Genomic DNA, 25,892 nt, shown 5'->3' on the forward strand with positions numbered 1-25,892 from the left:
GCAGCGGGCTCACGCCGCGCACGCAGACGGGTAGAGGTTCTCTCCGCGGGGCGTCGGCTGCTCGGGGTGAAGAGCGAGGTCGCGGAAGGCGTCTTCGGGGTCCTCGCGCAGGGCCTCGGGGATCGCCGGGGCGTCTTCCGGCTGTTCGGCTGGCTGTTCGGCGCGGCTGATCCGGCGGTTCTGGGAGGCAACGTCGTGAACCTTCATGCCCCCAGCATGCCTGCCACGGCGGACAGACCGCCCGACGGACAGATCCATCGTTCAGCGGCAGCTCCATCGCTGAACGGCGGTTGCCTCGCTAAGCTCTGGGCTCTGGGGGCCGACACCTGGCCCCACCTGCACCCGAGGCGGACCCATGGATGCACGCAGCTCCCGCACCCCGCTGATCTTCGGCGTCGTCGCCGCGGTGGCCTGCCTTGCACTGGGGATGCTGCTGGTGCTCTCCGTGACCGTCGGCGTCCTGGTGTATCGCAGCGGCGAGGCGGAGGCGAGCCGTACGGTCGACCCCGTCTCGAGCAACCCTTCCGCGACCGGCCCTTCCGCGAGCGGCACCGCCACGGCCAGCCCCGCCGAGGATCCGGCCCCTCACAGTGATGTCCCGCAGGAAGGCGGCAACCACTCCGACGAGCTGGTCCTGCCGCCCGAGGTCGCCCCCGATCAGCCCTATCTCGAGCTGAGCTCGAGCGAGGACGGCCCGGTGGTGGATGTCTACCGCGACTTCCTCTGCCCGCCGTGCAAGGACTTCCAGCGCATCCAGGGCGATGACCTGATCCAGATGGCGCTGGACAACGAGATCACCCTGCGGGTCCATCCGCGTCCGATGCTCGATGCCTCCTCGGATCCGCCCGGGTACTCGAGCCGGGCAGCCCATGCCGCAGTCTGCGCCTACGCCCAGGGCTCGGAGAGATGGTTCCCGGCGGAGATCACCCTGTTCGAGAACCAGCCCGGGAACGAAGGCCTCGCCGATCACGAGCTCATCTACCTGGTCAACGAGGCGACCGGGGTGGACATCAGCGAATGCCAAGCCGAGGGTGCCTATTACGTCTGGCTCCAGGATGTCGTCGAGCCCGCTGCGCTGGAGAGCGTCCCCGGCACGCCGTCGGTGCTGATCGACGGGGAGCTGTTCACCGGGGATCTGGGCAAGAGCGGAACCCTGAAAGAGGCGATCACCGCGGCCTGAGCCTCCATCTGGGCTTCCACGTGCACCTCCACCCGCGCTTCCACGGAGGACTCCGTCGCGGGCTCGCCCCGGAGCCATCGCGCAGACGGATCTCACGTCCTGGGTGACATCCCGGCAACGCAGCGGCGAACACCTGAGGACAGCTCGAGGATCCGCCTGGGCACGCCCGGGAACCCGCTCTACGGTGGCGATATGCACTCCGAGACCAGGCACTCCCCCGTCGGCCTCACCCCTGTCGGCCTCACCCACGACGCCGGGTGGCAGCTGGCCGTCCGTCGCGCCCTGCCCGCGTCCGCCGAGGACGTCTGGCGTCGGCTGCTCGCCGAGTGCCTTCCGCAGTGGCTGGGAGTCGAGTCGATCCCGCAGATGGTCGGGGCACCGATCCGCCATGAGGGCCGGGTCCGTGGCCGGGTGGTCGGCTGCCATGTGGGCCGTCGGCTGCGCCTGCGGTGGACTCCCGCTGCCCTCGACCACGAGACCGCCTTCCAGGTGACCCTGCAGGACTCGCCCGAGGATCCGCTCTGGGGCATCGTCATCGAGCTCCACCAGGAGCGGCTGCTCGGTGCGGCAGAGCGTCAGGCCCTGCTCGAGCACTGGACCACGGTGCTCGACACCCTGGCCGAGGACTATGCGCGGGAGAGCGCGCGCACCCAGGAACTGCTGGGCTGAGGGGAGGCTGGGCTGAGGGGACGCTGGGCTGACCAACGCTCGGGCCCGTCGACTCAGTTCTCAGGCCCCGTCGATGGGATGTCCGATCGCGCCTTCGCCCTCGGGGATGGTGGCATGGGAGCGCAGCACGTCGATCCGGGCGACATCGATGTCGACCCCGCCGCTGATCCCGGCGACGGTGCCGTCGAAGCGCAGCTGCCACACCGCCCAGTCCTCCTGGGCCGGCCGCTGAGCTGCGGAGAAGAGCCAGTCCGGGCGGTTGTTCGTCACCGGCAGCTCGTAATGCTCACGCCACTCCGAGGAGGAGTAGATGAGCATGCGCCGTCCCCAGGCCTGCTCGACCGCTGCGGTGAAGGCATCGATCTCGTTCTGCGCGTCGGCCGCCTCGGGCCGCTCCGCACACGAGCCGTCGAACTCGAGATCGAGGGCCGGCGGGAGGGCGGAGTCATCAGGCGGAGCGGCAGCCAGGAAGTCAGCAGCCTGGTCAGCGCCCGGTGAGCACAGGGTGAAGTAGTGGTAAGCGCCGGCGGTCACGCCGGCAGCCCGGGCCCCCTCCCAGTTCTGGCGGAAGTGCGAGTCGGTGAACCCGGTGCCCTCGGTGGCCTTGACGTAGACGAAGCGGTAGCCATCGCCGGCGACCTGCGCCCAGTCGATATCGCCCTGGTGGCTGGAGACGTCGATGCCCATCACCTCATCCGGGGTGAGCTCGGTCCCGTCGGGCAGGTTCGCGAGGGCTACGGCGTCCGCGGGCGTGGCGGCGACGGACATCGCGGCGTCATCCGCCTGGAAGGGCTCGGGCTCGGTGAGCGCCTGCTCCTTCTCGCCCCCGCGCAGTGCTCCGATCACGGACGCGGTGCAGCCGCCGATCACCAGGAGCAGCACGAGTGCGAGCGCGCCGGCGACGATCTGTCGTCGCCGGATCTGCTCTGGTGTGAATCGGGGCACGGTGCGGACGGTACCTGAGCAGGCCCCACTGAGGTGGGACGACGTGCCGCCCCCGGCCCCGCAGCTCAGTGCAGCGGCTCGGTCCTGCCGCTCTGTGCGGCGGCCCGACGCAGCGGTTCGACGCGACGGCTCGGTTCGACGGCCCGGTTCTGTGCGACGGTTCGGCTCTGCGCGCGAACGGTCAGCGCGCGAACAGGGTGGCGAAGGCGCGCAGCAGTCGGGGCGGCTGGTCGGCGACCTCGTTCCGCAGCGCGTCGAACACGTCCTCCATCTCATCCGGGGAGAAGTAGCCGTGCTCGCGGTAGGCGCGGGCCCGCTCGATGATCGAGGGAATGTCGAGCTCGGGATGGAATTGGGTCGCGTACTGGCGCGTGCCCACCCGGAACATCTGCACCGGCGAGGTCCTCCCGGTGGCGAGCACCGTGGCGTGGTCGGGGAGGGTGTGGACGGCTTCCTTGTGCCCGACCAGCCCGGTGAAGGTCTGCGGCAGCTGCGCCTCGCGGATCAGCGGATCCTGCTGGCCGGCCTCGGTGAGCGTGACCTCCACGGCGCCCAGCGGCTCGCCGTAGACCTTGTCGATCAGGGCACCCTGATGGGTGCCGAGCGTGCCGATGCCGTAGCAGGCGCCGAGGAAGGGGATGTCCTCGGCGATCACCTGGTCCAGGACTCGGAAGATCTCCGCCTCGGCGCGCAGCTGCTCAGCGGACTTCGACTCCACCGGATCGGAGACGGTGAAGGGACTGCCGCACAGGATGATCCCGGAGATGTCTGCGGCGTGCAGGTCAGGGAAGGGGTCGCGGTCCAGGCGGGCGAAGATCAGCTGGTCCTCGGCGAGTCCGGTGAAGTCGAGCACGGCGGCGCGCTCGGTGAGGGCGACGTCGTCCTCAGGGCGGGTAGCGATCTGCACGAACGGTTTCACGAGGGTGATGCTAACGGCCGCCGCCGGGAGTTCCAGACCGTGGGCCCGTAGTCTGCGGGAGCGCCGACCGCCTTCGAAGGAGATGCCATGCCCGCACCGTTCGCCGACACCCCTCACGATGCCGTGCCGTCCGCTGAGCCCCGGGCCCTTGCCGGTGCTGTCGCTGGTGCTGGGACCGGCGGCCGTAGCCCGGCGCCCGAGAGTGCCGGGACTCTTCGGGAGAGCAGCACGGGGATCTCTCGCGCCGCCGTGGAGGACGTCGCGGCGATGCTGCCCGAGTGGCTCGAGACCGTGCGCCACCTGCGCCGTCAGGCGGGATTCCAGGTCGCGATCTGGCATGACGGGGAGCTCGTCACAGAGGTCGCAGTCGGCGCGGCCGACGAACCGGCGGGAATCCCGCTGACCACCACGCACCGGCTGCGCATCGCCTCCCACTCGAAGATGTTCACGGCGCTGACGATCATGCGCCTGCAGGAACAGGGGAGGCTGCGGCTGGATGACACCGTCGGCGACCATGTGGTCGAGCTCGCAGATTCCCCCGTCGCGGATCGCACACTGCGCGACCTGCTCTCGCATTCGGCGGGCCTGACCCGCGACTCCGACGACGCCCGCTGGTGGCGCCTCAGCACTCCCTTCACCGACCGGGCGCAGCTGCTGCAGATCGCCCGCACCGGTGCGGTACGGACCGAGCCGGGCCTGCATCTGCAGTACTCGAACATCGGCTACGGGCTGCTCGGACTGGTCATCGAGGAGGTCACCGGAGCGAGCTTCGCCGAGGCGGTCACCGAGCTGGTGCTCGCCCCGGTCGGGTTAGAGCAGATTGGTCCCGACCTGCCGGCGGGGGCTCCGGGGCCGGAGGCGGCCGACGGCTTCGCCCTCGGGCACACCTCGCTGCTGCACGGACCCCGACGAGTGGTGGAGCAGATCAGCACCGGAGCCCTCGCTGCGGCAACGGGATTCTGGGCCACCGCCGGGGCGATCGCGAGCGTCGCCGGACGGGTGCTGACGGCCGGCGCGCTGCTGGAGCCGAGATCGCTGCGGGAGATGCGGCGCCGGGTGTGGACCCTGCGCGACGGCGCACAGTACGGGCTGGGACTGCAGGAGGGCCGGCTGCACGGCTTCACGGTCATCGGCCACTCCGGAGGGTTCCCCACGGGGCTCTCCCGCACCTGGGCGGCCCCGGCGGAGCGGCTGGCCGTGAGCGTCATCGGCACCTCGGTGGACTCCCCGAGCTCGGACGTCGCACTCGGCATCCTCGGCCTGCTGTCCCTCGCCGCGGGACGTCCCGCACCCCAGGCGGATGAATGGGAGCGAGCCGGAGCCCAGGGCGGTGCTTCTGACGGCCGGCCCCGACCCAGCGCACTCGCGGAGCAGAGCGGGGTGCGGTCGGCCATGGCGGGCGTGGGCGACGATGAGGGCGCGCTCTCCGCCGCCAGGATCGCGCAGCTGGTCGAGGGCACGTATGACTCGCTGTGGGGGCGGACCCGGTTGGTCACGCTCGGCGGGCGGTTGTTCTGCCTGGACGAGTCCTTGACCGACCCCGCATCGGCCGCTCTCGAGCTGTCGGTGTGCGGGACGCGCCCCGACCCGATTGAGCCGAATCGTGAGGTGGTCGAGCTCGCCACCTGGGGTGATTCCGGCTACGGCACGTGGGCGGAGCCGATTCTCGCGCGCCTGGTCGCTGAGGGGGATGAGGGTTCACTGTGCTGCACGGGCCTGGTGATGACGGGTCAGGTGCAGACCCCCACCGCGGACTTCGTGATGCCCGAGCGGGTCCTCGCGCCGTGACGGGGCTCGTCGCGGGCCATCCCCTGCCGGCGATGCTCGCAGCAGGGGACGACCCGGGCCTCGCAGCCTGGCGCGATGAGCTCCCACGCATGGTCCAGGGGTTGCTCACGAGGTGGGAGCTGGAGGCTTCCGCGCCGTTCTCCCCCGGTGGGACCAGCGCATGGGTGGCGCCGGTGCACGATGTCGACGGCATGGAGCGGGTGCTGAAAGTCGCGTGGGCCCATGAGGAATCCCGCGACGAAGCAGCGGGAATGGTCGCCTGGCAGGGACGGGGCGCGGCGAGAGTCCATCGCAGCGAGCGGCACGGCGAGACGGCAGCGCTGCTGCTGGACAGAGTGCACCCGGGAACGCCGCTGGCCGCGATGCTCACCTGGCCCGAGCGCGATGAGGTGATCGCAACCGTTGCCCGCGGGCTGTGGCGGCCGCCGAGCGAGCTGCTGTCCAGCGACATGGTGGACGCTGGCTTCGCGGATGCTGACTTGTTGGGCGCGGACATCTCAGGCGCTGACGCTGCGACAGGATTCCAGCCCCTCAGTCAGATGTGCGCGTGGTGGGCCGACTCCGCGCAGCAACGGGCCGATGCCGGGCATTCGCCGCTCCCCCGCGCCCTGGTGGACCACGGGCTGCAGCTTTTCCGCAAGCTCCCGGCGCAATGGGACGGTGAGGCGGTGCTGTTGGCGACCGATCTCCATCCGGGAAATGTCCTCTCCTCGGCCGGAGGGTCAGGCGCCGTCGATGGCTCCGTCCAGGACGGGTCCGGGCGGCACTGGGTGCTGATCGATCCCAAGCCGTATATGGGCGATCCGCACTATGACGTCCTGCAGCACATGTTCAATGATCCGGATCGTCTGCGGGCTCAGCCCGGTCCTTTCGCCGATCGGATGGCGCAACTCGCCGGTCTGGACCCGCATCGGGTGCGCCAGTGGCTGCTGGCTCGGTGCGTGCAGGAGGCCGGGGTGCTCGACGCCGCGGCGGAGGCGGCCCTGATGCTCGCTGCCGACGGGGTCGAGTAGCCCTCGATCGGGTCGGCTCGGTCGGCTCGGTCGGCTCGATCGGCTCGATCGGCTCGATCGGCTCGATCGGCTCGATCGGCTCGATCGGCTCGATGCGACCTTCGACCGCCGACGGCGGCTCGTCGGCCTCCGGCGCGCCCTCTTCCGGCGAGACGGATGGGCTCCCCTCGTCGTCGGGCCGCCGCTCCCAGACCAGCGGCGTCGGGGTGGTCACGCGGCTCACACCTGAATGGCCTGTCCACTCCACGCCGTGCCCCGGCACGTCCGGGTTCTCAGTGCGTTCGACGCTTGCGGCGCTCTTCTCCTTCTTGTTGCAGTGCGCGCAGGCGCCCTGTCCGTTGTCGAGGCTGGTGGCTCCGCCGCGCGAGACGGGCACGATGTGGTCGCTCTGGCGGATGGCGGCATTGCAGAAGGGGCCGCGACAGGTGGTGTCACGCCAGGTCAGGAATCGTTTCATCGCGGGCGGGAAGGCGCGGGCGGTCGAGTCCATGGCGACCAGCTCGCCGGTGGTCGGATGCGTGTAGAGCCGACGGATCTCGGCGCGGACAGCTGGCCCGTCGGCGTCGAAAGGATCGTCGGCCGGGTCCGCGGGTTCGGTGGTGACGGCGCGCAGCTGCTCTCGAACCGCCTCTGCCGGGACGGGGCCGTAGCCCTCGATGTGGGCGGTGTCGCCGGCGTCGGGACGGAACATGGCGCGATCGGTGATGATCAGGCCGATGTCCAGGGTGCCGGGCTCAATGGCGCCGCCGTCCCGTCCGAGCAGAGAGTCGGCGAAGGCGTCGGCCATGGCGGCGCTGTGTCCCTCTCGCGCCCCAGCGGCACGGCGTCGTTCTGCCTCGAGCGAGAACCGCTTGTGGATCCTGGCGGCGTCGATCGCCGAGAGCCGGGCGGAGAGGGTGGCCATGCCGTTCTGGCCCGGCTTCATCGTGACGTGGCGCTCCTTGTGCGCTCGGCGGTGACGGAGGGTGGCCCCGTCGGGGTCGAGTTCGCCCGCGATGGTCGCCACCGCGTCCTGCCAGCGCCTGGTGCCTGCGCCGTCGAACTCCGGGAGCCGCTGGCCGAGCCGGTGGTCCACCTCCCGGGCGAGCTCCGGGGTGAGGCCCGCGGCGGATCCCGCCACGGCGTAGGCGGCATCGCTGCTGATCTTGCCGGTCCGGAGCGCGTCCAGCATCTGCGGCAAGGTCTCGAGCAGACGCTGCGCGGAGGCGAGCGTGCGACCGGCCATGTGCGGTGAGCGCCGGGTGATCTGCGAGAGGTCATCCTTCGTGGTGTAGTCCGCCGCCTCCTCGACCGCTGCCTTGGACGGCTCTGCACCGTGCTCATGCGCTGCCTCGTCACGGGCCGCGGCGTACCGGTCACGGCGCGTGACGTCCCGCAGTGCGACCACTGACCGCGCCTCCAGCACGCCCATCGCCCCGACGCAGGCCTGGAGGTTGCCGAGCAGGTTCGAGAACTCTCGGCGGCTCCTCCCCGCGAGCTCGAACACCTCCCCCGGATCACCCGCGATCTCCTGCAGGAGATGGGCCAGATCCCCCAGCGCCTCAGCGAGTGCCGTCGGTCCCGCTTGCCGCAGCCCGTCGAGGAACGCCTGAGGGGAGAGTTCCCCCTCAGGGCCCGGGGTGCGCGGCGAAACAGTCATGACCCCATCGTTCCCGCAGGTGAGAAGCCACGAAAGGGCACTTGCGGAATTGTGGACGACAGGGGGCTGTGGAGGAACGGTGCGCCGAGCGGTCGCGCGCTGCGCTGTGCACCGGCCCGTTCAGCGCACGCTCCTCTCCAGGGTCGACAATGGGAGCCATGACGACTCTCGCCGACTTCACCGCCACCACGATCTCCGGCCAGGACCAGCAGCTCGCGGACCATCTGGGCTCCGTGGTGCTGGTGGTCAACACCGCCAGCAAGTGCGGGCTCACCCCGCAGTACGCCGGCCTGCAGGCCCTGCACGAGCGCTTCGGCGAGCAGGGCCTGACCGTGCTCGGCTTCCCCTGCGATCAGTTCATGCACCAGGAGCCCGGCACCGAGGAAGAGATCTCCGAGTTCTGCCAGATCAACTACGGCGTCAGCTTCCCGATGTTCGCGAAGGTCGAGGTCAACGGCGAGGACGCCCACCCGCTGTTCCAGTGGCTCAAGGCTTCCGACATCGACGCCGGCGACATCGAGTGGAATTTCGCGAAGTTCCTGCTCGGCCGCGACGGCACGGTGCTGCGCCGCTACGCGCCCGCAGTGGAGCCGGCCTACATCGCAGACGACATCGAGGCGGCCCTCGCCGCCACGGCCTGACCCCATTCAGCCCACGGCTGGCCCCCGGTCAGCTCCCGAGTGACCACCCGTCGGCGACCACCTGCTCGCGGTCGCCGGGCTGGTCCGTGTCCAGCACGTCCTTCCTGCCCTTGACCACCCGGAGCCTTCCCACCCAGGCGCCGAGCCCGCGGGTGGAGCCGTCGGTGTCCAGGCGCAGCCGGATCTGGACCTCGCCGGAGAGCGGCTCCCCGCCGTCGCCCGTGAGCGCGAAGGTGCCGTCCCAGAGCACGCGCCGACCCCAGCCGGTGATCTGCCCGTCGGCCACCTCGACCGGTTCTTCGTGCTTCGCCTCGAGGCGGCCGGAGAGCGGTAGCCAGGTCTCGCCCTGATCGGCCGAGGCCTCGAGGGTGAGGATGTCGTAGGCGGTCTCGAGGTGGGCGAACAGCTCCACGCGCAGCTCCGGCGAGCGTCCCGAACGATCTGCAGCGAGCTCGACCGCGAGGCTGAGCGTGGCGCTGGTCGCGTCCTCGGAGCCTGCGTGCCAGCCGTCGCGGACCTCCTTCGGCACCAGCCCGAGTGCGTGGGCGATGCAGGTGGAGACCTCGCGGCGGGTGACCGAGGTACTGGACCATTCGCGGGTGGGGTGCACCGAGTTCGTCAGCAGGATGACGATCGTGTCGGTGAGCGGGTCGATCACCAGCGAGGTGCCCGTGAATCCGGTGTGGGTGCCGCTGTAGGGGCTGGTGAGGCCTGCGTGGTAGAACCACGCCTCGAGCTCCGGGCCCAGGCCGCGGCGGGCCCCGCCGATGCCCGTGACGCCGGCGATCCGGTCGGTGAACATGTCCTGCACCGTGGCGGCCTTGAGGATCCGGGCCTCGCCGTAGCGTCCACCGCCGAGGAACATCTGTCCGAACACCGCAAGATCACGGGCGGTGGAGAACACTCCGGCATGGCCCGCCACCCCGCCGAGCGAGTAGGCGTTCTCGTCATGGACATGCCCGTGCACGAGATAGCCGTAATAGTCCACGTACTCGGTCGCGGCGATCCTGTCCTTCAGCTCCGCGGGTGGGTTGTACATCGTCTCGCTCATCCCCAGCGGCTGCGTGATGTGATCGCGCACGTACTCGTCCAGGCCCTGCCCGGAGAGCTTCTCGACGATCAGGCCCAGGGTGATCAGCCCGAGGTCCGAGTACACGTACGCGGTGCCCGGTGCGGCGTCCGGCGCGACGGTGAGCACGGCGTCCAGGCGCGAGGGGACATCCGGGTAGGCGGAGTAGAGGTTGATGAAGGCCGGGAGGCCGCCGACGTGGGTGAGCAGGTGTTGGACGGTGACATCGCCTTTCCCGTTCTGGGCGAAGCGGGGCAGGTGATCGGCGACCATGTCGTCCAGTCCCAGCAGTCCCTGTTCGACGTGCTGCATCACGGCGGTGGCGGTGAAGATCTTCGAGATCGAGGCGAGGTCGTAGATCGTGTCGGTGCGGGCGCGGATCCGCTGCTCTTCGGGCAGCTCGGTGGAGGCGTCCTGCCAGCGCAGCGCATATCCGTCGGCGTGCTCGTAGGCGATGCCGGCCTGGGAGGCGACCAGCAGGGACGCACCCGCGAAGCGAGGCGGATCGTTGTCGAGCCCGGCCCTGATGATCGCCGGGATGCCCTCGAGCTCTTCGGCGTCGAGGCCGACGGCGTCCGGCCGCGCCTCCCGCAGCGTCTTCCCGGAGCCGCGACGGTCCCAGGGATGGCGGTGGGGCTCGCCCCGGCTCCAGCTCGGGGCGGAGCGTGCGGATTGCGCGGTGGGGTGGTTCTTGTCCAGGTCGGGGTCGTGCAGGGCGGGGTCTCCTTCGGCATGCGCGGCGGCGGGGAGGCCGACGCCAGCTGCGGCGGCGAGCGCGGCCGCGGTCAGTCCGGTCCGACGGGTGATCCGGGGGTGCATGAGGCTCCTTCGCATCACGACGCTTCTGGACCGCTCCCGTCGTCGGGAGAGCCCGGACGCCGCCGCCCAACCTAGCGACGCGGCGCCGACGTGGCAACCGTCACAGCGGCGGCTCGGCGATGCACCAGCTCAGTGCGGCATTCACTCAGCGGGCCCAGTGCGGTGGTCACTCGGTGGGCGCCGTGCGGCAGCGCTCAGCGGGCCGGGAGCTCCGCCCGCTCGCGACGCACCTCGCGGATCCCGAGGATCAGGATCACGACTCCCGCGATCATCACCACGCCCCGGATCACCTCGACGATCACCTCGAGGACCGAGAAGACGTTCGATACGGCGACCGCAGCATCAGGGAGCTGCGAGGTGTCCCCGGAGACGGAGAAGGAGATGAAGAGCCCGAAGAGGGACGCGGCGATCATCAGCCCGGCACCGAGGCGCAGCTTCCCGCCGCCCTTGACCACCACCACGATGGCGAGCACGAAGGACGCCAGCCCCAGCCCGAGCATGCCCACCACGAGCACCAACGCGATCACCGCGGTCACGATGAGCTGCGGCGCGATCTCTCCGGTCATCATCTTCTCGGCGGCGTCGTCGGTGGGCAGCATCGTGAGCAGGTAGGTGCCGGCCAGCGCAAGCACCATCAGCACCGAGGTGATCACCAGCGCGGTCGCGGGCTTGAGCGGCTGATCGACGGGATGCACCGTGCGCTTCGAGCCGTTCGCCAGAGCGTTCATCGCTGACCCCCGTCCCGCTGCAGCTCGAGCACCGGCACGCAGGTCGGGCTGAAGCCCAGGACCTGCCCGTAGAACGACAGCGACGCCTCGGTGGCGCGGATGATCGTCTCCGCCCGGCGGAACCCGTGCTGCTCGCCCGCGAACAGCAGATATGCGTGCGGGATGCCCTTGGCGGCGAGCGCGTCACGGAACAGCTCCGACTGGCTGGGCGGGACGATCCGATCCTCCTCGCCCTGGAGCAGCAGCACCGGCACCTCGAGCTCGTCGACGTGGCTCAGCGGGGCGCGCTCGACGTAGAGGTCGCGCCGCTCGGGATAGGGGCCGACCAGCCCGTCGATGTACCGGGACTCGAAGTCGTGGGTGTCCATGCGGAACTTCTCGAGCTCGGCGACGCCGAAGCTGGAGACGCCCGCGGCGAAGGTGTCGGTGCGGGTGAGGCAGGCGAGCGTGGTCCACCCGCCGGCGCTGCCGCCCTCGATCGCGAGCCGGGCCCCGTCGGCGATGCCCTCGGCGACGAGGTGCTCCATCACGGCGACGGTGTCCTGCACGTCGACCACTCCCCACTGCCCGCGCAGGCGGTCGCGGTACTCGCGGCCGTAGCCGGTGGAGCCGCCGTAGTTGACCACCACCACGCCGAGGCCGCGAGAGGTGTAGTAGGCGATGGGCAGCGAGAGCACCGGCGGGACATGGGCGGTGGGCCCGCCGTGGACCTGCGCGATGAACGGCGGCAGCTCGCCCTCCCGGCCGGAGAAGCCCTGTTGCCGGGGGCGGTGGACGATCGCGTGGACCACGCCACCGCCGGGCAACGGCACCTCGATGCTCTCCGCGTGCGGCAGCAGCGCGGGATCGGGGGCGTCGCTGCGCGAGGAGCGCAGCGCGGACGTCGGCGACAGGGTCGGTGCCGACGGGGCGGGTGAGGCCAGGACCGACGGGTCCGCGACCGACGGGTCTGAGCCCGACGGAGAGTGCTGCGTCGCCGCTCCGTCGCCGAGGTCCAGGTGCGCGATATGGATCGCGGCGAACTGGGTCGGAGAGGCACCGGCGAGCACCAGCAGGCCGTCGGCCCGCAGCTCGGCGGCGGAGATCTGGGTGAGCGGCACCTCGAGCGGGCTCAGCTCTGCGGTGCTGAGCCGCAGCACCGACAATGCGGTCGCCGCCCGGCCGTGCTGCACCAGGGCACGGTCGGCGTCGAGCACCTGGTACCAGGTGGTGCCGAGCCCCCACATGGCGCTCGCGAACTCCACATCCAGCTCGATCACCTGGCGGGAGCCTCCGTCGGCCGACCACACCCAGGGGTTCCACCAGCCGGTCGCGTCGGAGAGGAACATCAGTCGCTGGTCATCCAGCCATTCGGGCTGCAGGACGGATGTCTCGATGCCCCCTGCGATGATCTCGCCCTCGCCGGCGCTGCCGTTGATGAGCGGGGCGAGGTGCAGCTCGGTGCCGTCCCACGGCATCTGCGGGTGCTCCCAGCTGATCCAGGCCACCTGGTCACCGCGCGGGCTGAGGCGGGCGTGCGCGACGAAGCGGGAGGACGGGGTGACGCGGCGCAGTGCCGAGCGGTCCTCGGCGGCGGAGCCGTCCAGCGGCACCGCGGCGACGTATCGCTCGATGTGCGGGGCGCCGTCCTCTCCCGTGCGCGGTCCGGCCTCGCCGCCGGTGTGGTCCTCGCAGATCCACCAGACCTCGGCGGTGCCGTCCGGGAGGGTGACCGGCGTGGGGTCGGCCCAGCGCAGGGAGGGGCCCTGGGCGGATTCGACCTCGGGGCCGACGGGGGTGAGCGGGCGGGGCTGCTCGCCCTCGCGCAGGGCGTAGACCCGCTGATCCTCGAAGTTCACGAAGACGACCAGCGGGGAGCCCTCGGCGCTGGAGCCCTCGGTGCTGGGGCTCTCGTCGCTGGGGTCCTCGGGCACCACGGTCCAGCTCGCGCCGCCGTACTCATGCACGCGGGAGCGGGCGTTGAAGGGGGCGGGCAGCACCGTGACGGGGTCTGCGGGGCGGTGCTCCTCGGCATCGTCGACCGCCGTGCTCGCGACCGCGGTGCGGCCGCCGGGCTGCGGGAGCGCGACCGGCCCGGCCGTGCGCACGATCGCCTGGCGGCCGCCCTCGGTCGCGATACCCTCCGTCCACCACACGGCATCGCCGACCAGGCGCGGGGCGCCCAGTCGGGTGCCGCCGGTCGCGAGGAGCTCGGCGGTGATGGGCGAGGGCCAGGAACCGTACGGGAGTGTGGTCACCATGGGCCCAGGGTATGCACTGGAGCCGCTCGGGACCTCCTCAACGCCCGGAGGAGCGGCGCCGATGCCTCAGAGCAGGATCGAGCCGGTCACCGTGAGCACGGTGTCGCCCCCGATCCAGATCGTGCCGTCGGCCTCGACCTGCACCTCGAGGCGTCCCTCGCGGTCCAGCACCGTGCCCTGCGCGACCGTCCACCGCTCGGGAGCCTCACCCCGAGCGACCAGCCACTGCGCGATGCCGGCGTTGAGGCTCCCGGTCACCGGGTCCTCGATGCCGCCGGGGGCGAAGGCCCGGACTTCGTAGCGGGGTCCGTCGGAGCCCTCATACCACCCCATCACTCCGACCTTCCACTCGGCGAGCAGGGAGAAGTCCGGGACGAGCGAGAGCACCTGAGCGGCAGTGGCCAGTTCGATCACCCGCCAGCCCGGGCCGTTGTCCGCCCAGGTGTGGTCGCGCACCGCAGAGGGTTCGAGGCCGAGGGCTGCGGCGATCTGCTGCACGTCGGATTCCTCGAGCCGCCCGCTGCGCCGCAGCGGTGGAGCGGCGAAGGCCAGGTGGTCATCGTCGCGCCGCACCTGGATGAGCCCTGCTCCGCACTCCTGGACGATCCGCTCCCCCGCCGGCTCGCCCCCGGCGTGCAGCCAGGCCCGCGCCGTGCCCAGGGTGGGGTGTCCGGCGAAGGGCAGCTCACCGGTGGGGGTGAAGATCCGCACCCGGTAATCGGCGTCGGGCACGGTGGGCGGCAGCAGGAACGTGGTCTCCGAGAGGTTCGTCCAGCGTGCCAGGCGCTGCATGTCCTCGGTGGTCAGCCCCTCTGCGTCGAGCACCACCGCCAGCGGGTTGCCGCGCAGGGGGCGGGAGGCGAAGACGTCGAGCTGGACGAAGGAGCGGCGGGACGAGGTCGGCATGGGCCCCATCCTGCCCTCCTGTGGTCTGCGGAGGGATCCACGTCCGCGGGCTCAGCGGTCGTCGTTGTGGGGCGTCTGCTCTCCCTCGCCCGGAGCCCGTTCGAGATCCTGCGGAGCGGTGCGCGGATCGACCGGGGACCCCGACAGATACGCGGCGCGTGAGAGCACGTTCGAGGCGACCGAGGAGACGATGATCAGGGCGATGACGGTGATGATCGTCTTGACCAGCATGTCTGCTGCGAATCCGTCGGTGCGGGTGTGCTGCAGGAATGCACCGACCACGATCATCGGCAGGCCCAGGCCCGTCGCCGGGGAGAGCACGTTGATCCGGGACAGCGAGTCCCGTGCCTGGAACATCGACAGTGCCGAGGTGAGCATCCAGAACCCGCCCCCGAGCAGTAGCACGGCGATCAGCACTGTCATCGCGATATCGAGCACGGCCATCATCGACGCCCCCTGGTGAGGATCCGCGCGAGCGCCACGGTGGCCAGGATCCCCAGCACCGAGGCGATGAGCGCTGCGTCCACTGCGGCCGCGGACTCCTTGAACAGGCCCACCAGGACGATCACGCCGATGGCGGAGAAGAAGACGAGGTCACCGACCACCGCGCGGCTGGCGGGATCGGGCGCGGTGGCGACCCGGAACAGGCCCACCAGGATCGTCGCCGCCAGCAGGACGACGGTCAGCCATAGAACCACGCTCATCGCTTCTCCTCCCGATCGGTGGAGCGCGATGGCCCCGGTGTCCTGCGCGCATCGCGCCCGTCGCCCTCATGGACGTGGCGTGCCATCCGACCGTCGGCATAGCGCTCGTCAGCGGTGCCGCCGCGCAGCGGCTGCAGGGTCGCATCCGCCCCGCCCCGGCCGCGGGTGGCGCGCAGCAGCCGGTCCTCCATCTCGCTGAGGTCGGCGAGGATCTGCTCGCGCGACTCGGCGAAGAGCGCGTGCACGAACAGGCTGGGCCCCTCCTCCAGGGTGCCGTGGGCTGTGCCGACCACGAGCGTGCCGGGAGTGATCGTGATCGAGGAGGCCATGGCGACAATCTCGACGTCGGTGGTGCAGCGCAGCGAGTACTCCACGATCGCGGGCGAGCTGCGGGTGGCCGGGCTGTAGACGCCGCGGGCGACGCCGAACGAGCCCTTGACGATCTCGACGAGGATCCAGAGCACGTAGCTCGCCGCGTACCACAGGCGCATCATCAGCTCTTCACCGCTTCCACGTAGGCGTCGACGTCGAGCAGACCGATCGCGGCCGTGTCGAAGACGGTCAGCAGCAGTCCGATGCCGACGAACATCGCGAGCGACAGCGCCATCATCACCGCGCCCGGCAGCGCGAGCCGCCACGGCACCCGCACCTCGGCCGGCAGCGGCACCTCGGCGCCGCGTCCGGTCTGCGCGTCGTCGGGCCGGTAGGTGGTCATGTCATCTCCCCAGGCGATACGGCGCCACAGGCGCTGCAGTCCCAGCAGGGATCCCACGGAGGCTGCCAGCACCGCGAGGATCGCGGCCCAGCCGAGGACGACGTCCCCGGTCGATGCCTGCTCGGCGGAGGCCCCGAGCAGGCCGATCTTGCCCCACAGGCCCGACGTGGGCGGCAGCCCCACGAGGCTGAACAGGCCCAGGGCGAGGATCGCGATCACCCAGGGGTCGCGCCGGGCGAGTCCCGAGAGATGCTCGAGACGGCCGGATCCGTAGGTGTGCTCGATCGCCCCGGTGGTCAGCAGCAGCGCCGACATCGTCAGCACGTGGTGGACCAGGTAGAGCAGCCCCGCGGTGAGCGAGAGCTGGGTGAACAGCACCAGGCCCAGCAGGATGTGGCCGACTCCGGCCACCATCTGATGGCCCATCGCGGTGCGCAGGCGGGACGAGGCGGCGGTGGAGAACGCGCCGACGAGGATGGTCGTGATCACCAGGACGGCGAGCACCGCGAGGAACGGCATGCCCTCGGAGAACGTCACCGAGACGATGCGGTACATCGCGTACAGCGCCACCTTGGTGTGCAGCGCGGAGAACAGAGCCATGATCCCGCCCGAGGTCGCCGGGTAGGCGCGCGGCAGCCAGGAGTGCACGGGGACCATGCCGCCCTTGACCGCAAGGGCCAGCAGCACCACGGCGAGTGCGGCCGCGGTCATCGGGTCCTCGCTGCCGGCCCCGGCCAGCTCGGCGAGGTTCACGGTGCCCGCGGTCCCGTACACGAAGCCCACGCCGATCAGCAGCACGGTCGAGGTGAGCAGGTTGACCAGGACGAACAGCCGTCCGATGCCGAGTCGGCGCCAGGTGCCGGTCACGGCGATGAGCGCGTAGGAGGGCATCAGCATGACCTCGACCCACACGAACAGGTTGAACAGGTCGCCGGTGAGCAGCGCGCCGTTGACCCCGGCGGTCAGCAGCAGCACCAGCGGGGGCACGAAGCGGTAGCGAGACTCGCCCGTCATCAGCAGGAACGCGCTCGCGGCGAGCGTGGAGACTGCCGTGACCAGCAGCATCACGGCACTGGCCGAATCGGACACGAAGGGGATCGCCAGCACGTCGGAGAATCCGCCGACGGCGTGGGAGATCACCGGCACGCGCTGGTGGAACAGCAGGAGCCACACCGCTGCGGCGCCGAGCAGCACGGGGACCGCGAGCAGCAGCACGCGTTCGATCACAGGGCGCCGGAGGACCACCAGGATCGCGGCCCCCAGCAGGGGGACCACCACGAACAGCGGCAGCAGGGCGGGGTCGACGGCAGGGATCATTGGTCTCGGGACTCCCCGGTCGACGGGTGCTGGGCCATGTCGTCATCGCGTCCGATCACAGCCAGGGTCAGCATGAAGATGGTGACCGCCATGGTGATGACGATGGCCGTCAGGACGAAGGCCTGGGGCAGCGGATCTGCCATGTCGGCGCGGGATGAGATGTCGGTGAGCGGCTCGGCGCGCCATCCGGGGACCCCGGAGGCCAGCAGCACGAAGTTCGCCGCATGGCTGAGCAGGGTGATGCCGAAGACGGCGCGCACCATGTTGCGCTGGAGCAGCAGGTAGACACCGCCGGTCACGAGGACGGCCACGGTGAGGCTGAGGATCATCGGCGGCCGACCTCCTTCGGCTCGGTGCCGGTGTTGAGGTGCGCGGTGGCCACCCCGACCCGGCGGCGACGGGGAGCGGGCTCCCCACGGGTGGTCTCGAGCGGTCCGGGGAGCTCGCCCTCCACCGCCTCATCGGTGCGCTCGCGGGTGCCCTCGGCGGGCGGCGTGCCGCCCGTCGCGCTCGCTCCCAGCAGGTTCACCGCGATCATCACCAGTCCCAGCACGGCCAGGTAGACGCCGACGTCGAAGATCATCGAGGTGGTCAGGTGCACCCCCAGCACGTAGCCGTGCAGCGGCTCGAGGAAGCCGCCCTCGACGTACCCCATGAAGCCGGCGCCGAGCGCTGTGACGACGCCTCCGCCGATGAGGATCAGCGGCAGGCGGGGCGGGCCGATCTGACGGTCCCTCGAGGTGGACAGGTACAGCAGGGCCACGATCGCGGAGCCGACCAGGGCGGCGATGAAGCCGCCTCCCGGGGCGTTGTGACCGCGCAGGAACAGCACGGCCGAGATGAGCGCGAGGATCGGAGCGGTCACTCGCACCATGAGCTGCAGGGCTGCGGCGTTGCCCCAGGCGGAGCGGATCGCGCGATGCGCGGAGGTGCCCTCCTCTCGCAGGGCCGGACCGTGCTCGACCTCGTCGGCCGCTTCGGCGTCGGCGCTCTCCGAGGGGTCGATGAACCGGTGGCGCACGCTGGAGATCACCGCGACGATCGCGACGCCGGCCATCCCCAGCACGGACAGCTCGCCGAGGGTGTCCAGGGCACGGAACTCCACCAGGATCACGTTGACGATGTTGTGCCCGCCCGTGATCTCCTCGGCGTTCGCGATGTAGTACTCCGCGACGTCGCTGCGACCGCGCCGGCCCATGAACAGGAACATCCCGGCACCGCTCGCGAGGCCCACCAGCACGGCGACGGCCAGTGCACCGCGCCGGCGGGGACGCGAGGTGGCGAGGAAGTTCCGCGGCAGGCGCTGCAGGACGAGCATGATGATGATGATCGTCAGCGACTCGACCAGCAGCTGGGTCAGGGCGACGTCCGGGGCGCCCAGCACCAGGATCTGCACGGTGGCGAGGATTCCGATCGCGGAGAGCGTGACGGCGGCGCCGAGCCGGTCGTGGCGCGTGCACAGCGTGATGACGGCTGCGGTCATCAGCACCAGCAGGACGACGTCGAGGGGCTGGTTCATGCCCTCGGTCAACGGGGCGAGCCCGTCGCCCAGGACCGCCAGGGCGCCGAGGACGACGGCCGCGAAGGCGACCAGGATCGCGCCCAGGTGGCGCATCGGATCGTCCGAGGCGATTGGCCGCACCAGCACCCGCGCGACGCGTTCGGCCAGGGTGTCCACCGCGGTCAGGATGCGGGCGCCGTCGATCGGGAAGGGACGCGCCTCGAGCGCAGGCAGCAGGCGCCGACGGCCCAGGGCGAGCAGGGTGCCGGCCGCGATCACGGCCAGGGTGATGCCCAGCTCCGGGGTGAGGCCGTGCCACAGCGCGAGGTGGGGGTGGTGCTCGCCGCCGAGGGCCGCCTCCATCGCCCGGCCCACCGGGGTGTCCAGCACGCCGACGAAGAACGCGAGGGGCAGGCCCGCGAGGATCGGCAGCGCGGCCGGCCACAGCAGCAGCGCGCCGGGTCGGTGCGCGTCGGCCGGCCGGATGATCGCGCCCGCCGGGTCGGTGCCGCTCGGCGCGGTGCCTGCAGGCTCGGTGTCTGCCTGTGCAGAACCGGCATCGTCCCGAGCGGCGGCCGCCGCGGCGGCGTCGTCCCGCGCCAGCGCCGTCTCGTCGCGGCCGTCGATGAACGCGCCCAGCACGATCTTCGCGCAGTAGGCGAAGGTCAGGACGCTCGCACCGGCGATGCCGAGGGCGACCACCCAGCCCGTCCAGGCGGGGCCCTGGGTGGAGAGGGCTCCGGTCAGCAGCGACTCCTTGGAGGCGAAGCCGAGCATCGGGGGCAGTCCGGCCATGGACATGCAGCCCAGCAGGGTGATCACGAAGGAACCGGGCATCGCGCGGGCCAGGGCCGGCATCCGGCGCAGCTCCCGGGTGTGGACGGCGTGGTCGATCACCCCGACCATCATGAACAGCCCGGACTTGAACAGGGCGTGCGCGATGGTGTGGAGCACCGCCGCGAGGATCGCGGCGTCCGTGCCCACACCGATCAGGGTGACGATCAGGCCCAGCTGGCTGACCGTCGAATAGGCCATGAGCTTCTTGAGGTCGGGCTGCTGCAGGGCCAGGAATCCGCCGACGAAGGCGGTGACGAGACCGGCGGTGATCAGCAGGACGTTCCACGCGATCACGTCATGGAACGCCGGGCTGAAGCGCAGCAGCAGGAAGATGCCCGCCTTCACGACGGCGGCGGCGTGGAGGTAGGCGGAGACCGGGGTCGCCGCAGCCATGGCGTCGGGCAGCCACACATGGAAGGGGAACTGGGCCGACTTCGTGCACGCCGCGATCGCGACCAGCACGGCGACGAGGGTGGTGAACGCCGGGTCCGTCGACCAGACGTCGGCGGCGAGCACCTCGCTCACCGAGGAGGTGCCCAGGCGCAGGACCATCAGCGAGACCGCGGTCAGCAGCGCGAGGCCGCCGAGGAAGGTGATCAGCAGGGTGCGCATCGAGGCGGCCTGGCCCCCGCGGCCGGAGCGGGCGATCAGGAGGAAGGACGCGATCGAGGTCAGTTCCCAGGTCACGAACAGCAGCACGAGATCGTCGGCGAGGACCAGCCCCACCATCGACAGCGTGAACACGGCCATCACCAGGGAGAAGCTGAGCTGGCGGCCGGGGTCGAGGTAGCGGGCCGAGTACGCGAGCACCACGGCGCCGATGACCAGGGCGATCATCGCGAAGACGATGCCGATGCCGTCTGCCTTGAGGGCGAAGTCGATGCCCCATTGCCCGGCCCAGGGGACCGAGAAGGTGGTCAGCGAGTCATCGGAGGTCCCGCTGAGCACAGCGGCGGCCGCGGGGACCAGTGCCGCCGCGGCCACGAGGTAGAGCCCGGCGAGGATCCAGCAGGCGGACCGGCCGAAGGCCCGGTCCAGGACCGGGGTGAGCGCGACAGTCGCGACTAGGATCAGCAGGGTCCACAGCACCGACACCGTCAGCACCCCGGCCCGAAGCGGTCGGAGGCATCGTGGCGGGTCATGCTGGGGATCCTAGCGAGTTCTCCTGACCTCCCCAACTCGGTCCCGCTCCCCGTCCGCCGCCGGGCGATCGCGCGCACGCGCGAGAGAAATAAGCCTCAGCGGCCCGCCTCATGGTCATCGGCGCGGGCTTCGCGTGGTGAACGTCACCGCGGCTCCGATCCGTCCGGCGCGCTTCGTTGCTGCTCACCACGTTCACCAGAGCCAGATCTCCGGTGGCGACATGTCCCGCCCGCCGCCCGGGGTGATCAGTCGGCCTGGCTCATGAACGCGATGCCCTGCTCCTCCTCGAGACGGTGCAGGAAGGCCGCGGTGGCGTCGCGGTTCATCGGGGACAGCGGGCGATAGGTGCCGTCCCACCAGCCCTTGGTGATGCCCTCCTCCTGCAGCCAGGCGATCTCGGCCGCGTACTGGCTGCTCTCCGGGACGTCCTTGAAGGGACGCTCGGTGGGCCGGGGCACATCGGGCGAGCCGGCGTAGCGGTACACGAACGCGGCCATGGCGTCACGCGCGATGGGCTGCGTGGGGCGGAACGTGCGATCGGACCAGCCGGTCGTGATGCCCTGCTGGAAGGCCCAGATGATCTCCGTGTAGTGGGCCTGGCCCTTCCTGACGTCCGTGAAGGGCTCGCTGCGGGGGAGGTCCACCTCGGGCGATCCCGCCAGGCGGTAGAGGAAGGCGGCCATCGCGTCACGGTTGACCGGCTGCAGCGGGCGGAAGGTGGCGGTGCCGTCCGCCTCCGTCCAGCCCTTGGCGATGCCGTTCTCGAAGGCCCACAGCACCGACTCGTAGTGCTCATCGCCGGGACCCATGTCGGTGAAGGGATGCTCGGGCTCCTGGACCGTCGGCAGCACCTGGACGACGGCGGGCTTCGGGCCGGTGCCGTCGAAGTCGGGGAAGAACGAGGTGTGGGCGCCGTACTCGCCGTTCTCCCCCGGGTGCTGCACCGCCACGAAGGCGGTGCGATCCTGGTCGCGGATCACGGGACCGCAGGTCTCGGCGTCGCGGGGGACGGCGAGGAACTGCTCGACCCGGCCCCGGGACTCCCCCTCGAGGGTGACGCGGAACAGGCCGTCGTTCTTGCCGATGCTGCCGGGCTGGCCGTCGGTGGAGATCCACAGGTTCCCCACCGAGTCGAAGGCGAGGTTGTCCGGGCAGGAGATCGGTGAGACCTGGTCCCGGGGGAAGCCCGAGAAGTAGGTGGTGTCGATCTGCTCGGGATCGCCGCACAGCAGCAGGATCTTCCAGCCGAACTCGGTGCTGGTGGGATCGCCCAGCTCGTCCATCTCGATGACATGGCCGTCTCGGTTGTTCGAGCGCGGGTTCATCTCGTCGGCCGGGGCCTCGCCCTCGCCGCCGCGGTCGGAGTTCTTGGTCAGGGCGACGTAGACCAGGCCGGTGGTCGGCGAGGGCTCGACATCCTCCGGGCGGTCCATCTTGGTGGCGCCGACCTTGTCCGCCGCGAGACGGGTGAAGACCAGCACCTCCTCGACGCTCATGTCCTCGACCTGCGACTCGCCGTCCTGGACCAGCGGGATCCAGCTGCCGCCGCCGTCGAAGGCGCCGTCGGCGGGGAGATCGCCGGAGCCGTCGATCTCCTCCGGCGAGGTGGCGGTGAAGGCGGCGACGTAGAGGTCGCCCTCGGACAGCAGGGTCATGTTGTGTGCGCGGTCGCCCTCGACGTAGGTGTCGCGGGAGACGAACTTGTACAGATAGTCGAAGACCTCGTCGTCGCCGGAGTAGGCGACCGCGCGGCCGTCCTCGGCGATGCGGACGTTCGCGCCCTCGTGCTTGAAGCGGCCCAGGGCCGAGTGCTTCTTCGGTGTGGAGGTGGGGTCCCAGGGGTCGACCTCGACGATCCAGCCGTAGCGGTTCGCCTCGTTCTCGTAGCCCTCGATGCGGGTGTCGAAGCGGGGGTGGCGGGTCTCCCACTTGCGCTGGGTGGCCTCGGTGCCGATGCCGTAGCGCTGATCGGTCTCGCTGCCGGGGGTGACGAAGTACTGGTGGAAGTTCTCCTCGCCGGTGAGCAGAGTGCCCCACGGGGTCAGGCCGCCGGCGCAGTTGTTGAGCGTGCCCTTGACCAGGGTGCCGGTGGGGTCGTCCTGGGTGACCAGCAGCTCGGAGCCGGCGGCGGCGCCGGTCATCTCGAAGTCGTCGTCGAAGGTGAGGCGGCGGTTCAGCTCCCCGTCGATGACGTAGGTGTAGGGCGCCTTGCGGCTCTCCCGTTCGAGCTCGACCACGGTCAGCCCGTGGGCTGCCATGCCGATCTCGATCATGTCCTCCTCGGAGGTGCCTGCGGGGAACATGATGTTCTCGTTCGTGTACTCGTGGTTCACGAACATCACCGCGCGCAGGCCGTCCGAGCCCGGGATCTCCTGGATCTCGGTGTAGTCGTTGTTGTAGCCGAACTGACGCTTCTGCGCCTCAGCGCTCTGGGCATCCCAGTCGAAGGCGGGCGCGTCGGAGAACAGCGGATCTCCCCAGCGGATGACGGGGTGCCACTCGAAGCCCTCGGGAACCGTGAACTCGTCGACATCGGAGGCGACGGACTCGATCGCGGTGAAGTCCAGCGGGGTTCCGCCCGGGGCCAGCGCAGGGGCAGTGCCGAGTGCGGGGGCGGCGCCCTGCGGAGCGGCGAGGGCTCCCTGGGTGCCGGCGACGCCGATGGCGATCGCGGCGGTGGTCCCGCCGAGCATCGCGCGACGCGAGATCGCGGAGGAGACGATGTCGCGGAAGCTCGGGTTGTCGCTGTGGTTGCACGGGCCGAGTGCGCACTGGTTGCCGCACTTCAGCGCACAGGTCACCGGCGAGCGTTTGCCCCGGACATGATCCTTCATGAGCAGCGGGAGGTCGATGAGAGCCATCAGGAGGTCCTTTGCTGTCGATCGTTCGCTCACCGCCAGCGGGCGGCGAGCAGGGTCGACGATGCGACAGCAAAGTGAGGGACGGTTCACGAGTCCACGACGCCAGAGTGAACTCTGGGCTCACAGCAGACGACGCCGGTGCTGGCCCGGCAGTGCGTCACGAGTGCGTCAGAAGCGCGTCAGAAGCACGTCGGCGGCGCGCCGGGAGCCCCTCAGAAGCGGGACGGTGCGACGAACCCCTCGGGTTTGACCAGCACCACGGGCACCGGGGATTCGATCGCGACCCGCTGGGAGGTGGAGCCCAGCAGGATCTTCCCGATCGGGGTGCGCCGGCGGATCCCGAGCACCACCAGGATCACGCTGTCGTGCTCGATCGCGTCGAGGATGTCATCGGCCGGATCGTCACGCTTGGGGACGGTGCGCAGCTCGTACTCCAGGCCGGTCTCCGCCAGGCGCTCGTCGAGCGGGCGCTGATCCGTGACGCCACGGGCCTTGCGGGGGTCCGGGGCCCGCTCGGAGGCGAGCACCAGCAGCGAGGCGTCGCGTCGCTTCGCCTCCTGAACGGCATAGGCGAGCGCGGCCTCGCTGGTGGCACTGGGAACGTAGGCCAGCAGGATGGTGGTCATGGATTCTCCCTCGGGGGAAACAGGGTCGGGCGGGCGGGTGTGAGAGCCGGGCGGGCGGGTGTGAGAGCCGGGCGGGCGGGTGTGAGAGCCGGGCGGGCGGGTGTGAGAGCCGGGCGGGCAGGCCGACCGGGTCAGGGTTTCCCGATGTCATCGGGCTGGTGGAAGCGGGTGCGGCGGGCCCTGACTGCGCTGTTGTAGAACCAGGTGACGATGTACAGCAGCAACCCGATCGCGAGCAGACCACCTGCGATGACGTAGTTCTGCAGGGGCTGCGCGAGCGGGGTCACCAGAGCGAAGGAGGTGATCGCGCCGACGATCGGGAGCACCGTGGGGGTGCGGAAATGAGGCACTCCGACCTTGTCCTTGCGCAGCACCAGCACGGAGATGTTGACCATCCCGAAGACCGTCAGCAGCAGCAGCGCGGTGGTGCCGCCGAGAGCTGCGATCGTCTCCTCGGCGAGCACATAGCGCACCGAGAGCACCAGGGCGAAGGCGAGCACGGTGGAGAAGATGATGCCGGCCCAGGGAGTGCGGCGGCCGCGCAGGACGCCCTTGAGGAAGCCGGGCAGCACGCCCTGCTTCGACATGCCGTAGAGCAGGCGCGAGGCCATCATCATGTTGATCAGCACGGTGTTGGCGACCGCGAAGATCGAGATGAATGCGAAGATCGTGTCGATCGGGATGCCGGGGGCACCCACCTCGACCACCGTCAGCAGCGGGGTGCTCGCCTCGGTGAGCTGACCGATCGGGACCACGGCCACGGCGATCACGGAGATCAGCACGTAGACCAGCCCGGTGATGGAGAGGCCGCCGATCAGGGCCTTCGGGAAGTTCTTCACCGGATCGACGGTCTCTTCGGCCATGTTCACCGAGTCCTCGAAGCCCACCATCGAGAAGAACGCGAGCGCCGTCGCGCCGATGATCGCCATGAACAGGCTCTTGTCCCCCGCCGTCTCGAACAGGATCACGCGGGAGAAGTCCGCCTTGCCCTGGCCGATCGCGAAGAATCCCACCAGCACCACGAGCATCAGGCCGGTCAGCTCGATGAGGGTGAGCACCACGTTGGCCTTCACCGACTCCGAGACGCCGTACATGTTGATGCAGGCGACCAGGGCCAGGAACACCAGCGCGATGATCGTGGCCGTCCCGAAGGAGGCATCGCCCAGGCTCTCCTCCAGCTGGAAGGCCTTCAGCACGTTCTCTGCCAGGAAGATGGAGCTGGTCGACGCCGAGGTGATGCCCGAGGAGAGCACCGCGAAGGTCACCATGAAGGTGACGAAGTGGATGCCGAAGGCCTTGTGCACGTACAGCGCCGCCCCGGCCGCCTGCGGGTACTTGGTGACCATCTCGACGTAGGACAGCGCCGAGACCATCGCGACGGCGAAGGAGATGATGATCGGCAGCCAGCCGGCGCCGCCGACCTCGCCCGCGACCTTGCCGGTCAGTGCGTACACGCCGGTGCCGAGGATGTCGCCGACGATGAACAGCAGCAGCAGCTTGGGCGTGATCGCCTTCTTCAGCTCCGGCTGGTCGGTGCTCGGGCCGCCGGCGTCGGCGGCCGGTTCGGGGGCGGTCGGGCTCGACTCGCTCATGGGGTCCTCCAGGGGAGAGTGCGGAGCCGGCGGCGGGGAC

At 70.5% G+C, this 25,892-nt stretch carries 21 protein-coding genes and 1 pseudogene; 5 read left to right on the forward strand and 17 right to left on the reverse strand.

What is annotated here, in order from left to right; translation table 11 throughout:
• Positions 1 to 9 precede the first annotated feature (9 nt).
• On the reverse strand, positions 10 to 207 hold the full coding sequence (locus tag ACT3SQ_RS00245; RefSeq protein WP_441445390.1) for a hypothetical protein: 198 nt from the start codon (positions 205 to 207) through the stop codon (positions 10 to 12).
• A 148-nt stretch (positions 208 to 355) separates the two neighbouring features.
• Between ACT3SQ_RS00245 and ACT3SQ_RS00250 the strand changes: the two genes are divergently transcribed.
• Both ACT3SQ_RS00250 and ACT3SQ_RS00255 read left to right on the forward strand, forming a co-directional pair.
• Positions 356 to 1,180 carry a DsbA family protein gene (locus ACT3SQ_RS00250; RefSeq protein ID WP_441445389.1) on the forward strand — a complete coding sequence of 275 codons (825 nt, stop codon included), beginning with the start codon at positions 356 to 358 and terminating at the stop codon, positions 1,178 to 1,180.
• 192 nt (positions 1,181 to 1,372) lie between these two features.
• The gene (locus tag ACT3SQ_RS00255) at positions 1,373 to 1,849 is read left to right on the forward strand and encodes a hypothetical protein (protein WP_441445388.1); all 477 of its coding nucleotides are present in this window, start codon (positions 1,373 to 1,375) and stop codon (positions 1,847 to 1,849) included.
• A gap of 60 nt (positions 1,850 to 1,909) precedes the next feature.
• On the opposite strand, the gene ACT3SQ_RS00260 is transcribed toward ACT3SQ_RS00255, so the two are convergent.
• Positions 1,910 to 2,794: a GH25 family lysozyme gene (locus ACT3SQ_RS00260; RefSeq protein WP_441445387.1), complete on the reverse strand. Its 885-nt coding sequence runs from the start codon at positions 2,792 to 2,794 to the stop codon at positions 1,910 to 1,912.
• A gap of 181 nt (positions 2,795 to 2,975) precedes the next feature.
• The gene (locus ACT3SQ_RS00265; RefSeq protein ID WP_441445386.1) at positions 2,976 to 3,713 is read right to left on the reverse strand and encodes a glutamine amidotransferase; all 738 of its coding nucleotides are present in this window, start codon (positions 3,711 to 3,713) and stop codon (positions 2,976 to 2,978) included.
• 87 nt (positions 3,714 to 3,800) lie between these two features.
• Here ACT3SQ_RS00265 and ACT3SQ_RS00270 point away from each other — a divergent pair, with 87 nt between their 5' ends.
• Together ACT3SQ_RS00270 and ACT3SQ_RS00275 are read left to right on the forward strand one after the other, a co-directional pair.
• Positions 3,801 to 5,501, forward strand: coding sequence for a serine hydrolase domain-containing protein (locus ACT3SQ_RS00270; protein ID WP_441445385.1), 1,701 nt, complete (start codon positions 3,801 to 3,803; stop codon positions 5,499 to 5,501).
• A 32-nt stretch (positions 5,502 to 5,533) separates the two neighbouring features.
• Positions 5,534 to 6,514, forward strand: a complete 981-nt coding sequence (locus ACT3SQ_RS00275) for an aminoglycoside phosphotransferase family protein (protein WP_441445384.1) — start codon at positions 5,534 to 5,536, stop codon at positions 6,512 to 6,514.
• A gap of 343 nt (positions 6,515 to 6,857) precedes the next feature.
• On the opposite strand, the pseudogene ACT3SQ_RS00280 reads toward ACT3SQ_RS00275, so the two are convergent.
• Positions 6,858 to 8,153, reverse strand: a pseudogene (locus ACT3SQ_RS00280) (DUF222 domain-containing protein); the annotation flags it as partial.
• A 158-nt stretch (positions 8,154 to 8,311) separates the two neighbouring features.
• On the opposite strand from ACT3SQ_RS00280, the gene ACT3SQ_RS00285 reads away from it, so the two are divergent.
• Positions 8,312 to 8,794, forward strand: coding sequence for a glutathione peroxidase (locus ACT3SQ_RS00285; protein ID WP_441445382.1), 483 nt, complete (start codon positions 8,312 to 8,314; stop codon positions 8,792 to 8,794).
• 28 nt (positions 8,795 to 8,822) lie between these two features.
• Here ACT3SQ_RS00285 and ACT3SQ_RS00290 read toward each other — a convergent pair whose 3' ends face one another.
• The 13 genes from ACT3SQ_RS00290 to ACT3SQ_RS00350 form a co-directional block, all read right to left on the reverse strand.
• Complete coding sequence (locus ACT3SQ_RS00290) at positions 8,823 to 10,682, reverse strand: serine hydrolase domain-containing protein (protein WP_441445381.1); 1,860 nt, start codon at positions 10,680 to 10,682, stop codon at positions 8,823 to 8,825.
• Between the two features lie 194 nt (positions 10,683 to 10,876).
• Positions 10,877 to 11,410: a hypothetical protein gene (locus tag ACT3SQ_RS00295; RefSeq protein ID WP_441445380.1), complete on the reverse strand. Its 534-nt coding sequence runs from the start codon at positions 11,408 to 11,410 to the stop codon at positions 10,877 to 10,879.
• A complete protein-coding gene (locus ACT3SQ_RS00300; RefSeq protein WP_441445379.1) occupies positions 11,407 to 13,650 on the reverse strand; it encodes a dipeptidyl-peptidase 5 in 2,244 nt (747 codons plus the stop codon). Before ACT3SQ_RS00300 ends, ACT3SQ_RS00295 begins: the two co-directional genes overlap by 4 nt.
• Before the next feature lie 66 nt (positions 13,651 to 13,716).
• Positions 13,717 to 14,556 (reverse strand): PhzF family phenazine biosynthesis protein, encoded by an 840-nt coding sequence (locus ACT3SQ_RS00305; protein WP_441445378.1) that lies wholly within the window; start codon positions 14,554 to 14,556, stop codon positions 13,717 to 13,719.
• 51 nt (positions 14,557 to 14,607) lie between these two features.
• The gene (locus tag ACT3SQ_RS00310; protein WP_441445377.1) at positions 14,608 to 15,003 is read right to left on the reverse strand and encodes a cation:proton antiporter; all 396 of its coding nucleotides are present in this window, start codon (positions 15,001 to 15,003) and stop codon (positions 14,608 to 14,610) included.
• Positions 15,000 to 15,260, reverse strand: coding sequence for a monovalent cation/H+ antiporter complex subunit F (locus tag ACT3SQ_RS00315; RefSeq protein WP_441445376.1), 261 nt, complete (start codon positions 15,258 to 15,260; stop codon positions 15,000 to 15,002). Before ACT3SQ_RS00315 ends, ACT3SQ_RS00310 begins: the two co-directional genes overlap by 4 nt.
• Positions 15,257 to 15,754 carry a Na+/H+ antiporter subunit E gene (locus ACT3SQ_RS00320; protein ID WP_441445375.1) on the reverse strand — a complete coding sequence of 166 codons (498 nt, stop codon included), beginning with the start codon at positions 15,752 to 15,754 and terminating at the stop codon, positions 15,257 to 15,259. Before ACT3SQ_RS00320 ends, ACT3SQ_RS00315 begins: the two co-directional genes overlap by 4 nt.
• Positions 15,754 to 17,292, reverse strand: coding sequence for a monovalent cation/H+ antiporter subunit D family protein (locus tag ACT3SQ_RS00325; protein ID WP_441445374.1), 1,539 nt, complete (start codon positions 17,290 to 17,292; stop codon positions 15,754 to 15,756). The genes ACT3SQ_RS00320 and ACT3SQ_RS00325 overlap by 1 nt, the downstream gene beginning before the upstream one ends.
• Positions 17,289 to 17,621: a sodium:proton antiporter gene (locus tag ACT3SQ_RS00330; RefSeq protein ID WP_441445373.1), complete on the reverse strand. Its 333-nt coding sequence runs from the start codon at positions 17,619 to 17,621 to the stop codon at positions 17,289 to 17,291. The genes ACT3SQ_RS00325 and ACT3SQ_RS00330 overlap by 4 nt, the downstream gene beginning before the upstream one ends.
• Positions 17,618 to 20,734: a DUF4040 family protein gene (locus tag ACT3SQ_RS00335; RefSeq protein WP_441445372.1), complete on the reverse strand. Its 3,117-nt coding sequence runs from the start codon at positions 20,732 to 20,734 to the stop codon at positions 17,618 to 17,620. The genes ACT3SQ_RS00330 and ACT3SQ_RS00335 overlap by 4 nt, the downstream gene beginning before the upstream one ends.
• A 284-nt stretch (positions 20,735 to 21,018) precedes the next feature.
• On the reverse strand, positions 21,019 to 23,634 hold the full coding sequence (locus tag ACT3SQ_RS00340) for an alkaline phosphatase PhoX (protein WP_442331900.1): 2,616 nt from the start codon (positions 23,632 to 23,634) through the stop codon (positions 21,019 to 21,021).
• Between the two features lie 212 nt (positions 23,635 to 23,846).
• Positions 23,847 to 24,260: a universal stress protein gene (locus ACT3SQ_RS00345; protein ID WP_441445370.1), complete on the reverse strand. Its 414-nt coding sequence runs from the start codon at positions 24,258 to 24,260 to the stop codon at positions 23,847 to 23,849.
• A gap of 131 nt (positions 24,261 to 24,391) precedes the next feature.
• Positions 24,392 to 25,852 (reverse strand): APC family permease, encoded by a 1,461-nt coding sequence (locus ACT3SQ_RS00350; protein ID WP_444600748.1) that lies wholly within the window; start codon positions 25,850 to 25,852, stop codon positions 24,392 to 24,394.
• Positions 25,853 to 25,892: the final 40 nt, after the last annotated feature.

It is taken from the genome of Brachybacterium sp. AOP42-C2-15 (genome assembly GCF_052377065.1).
Classification (GTDB): Bacteria; Actinomycetota; Actinomycetes; order Actinomycetales; family Dermabacteraceae; genus Brachybacterium.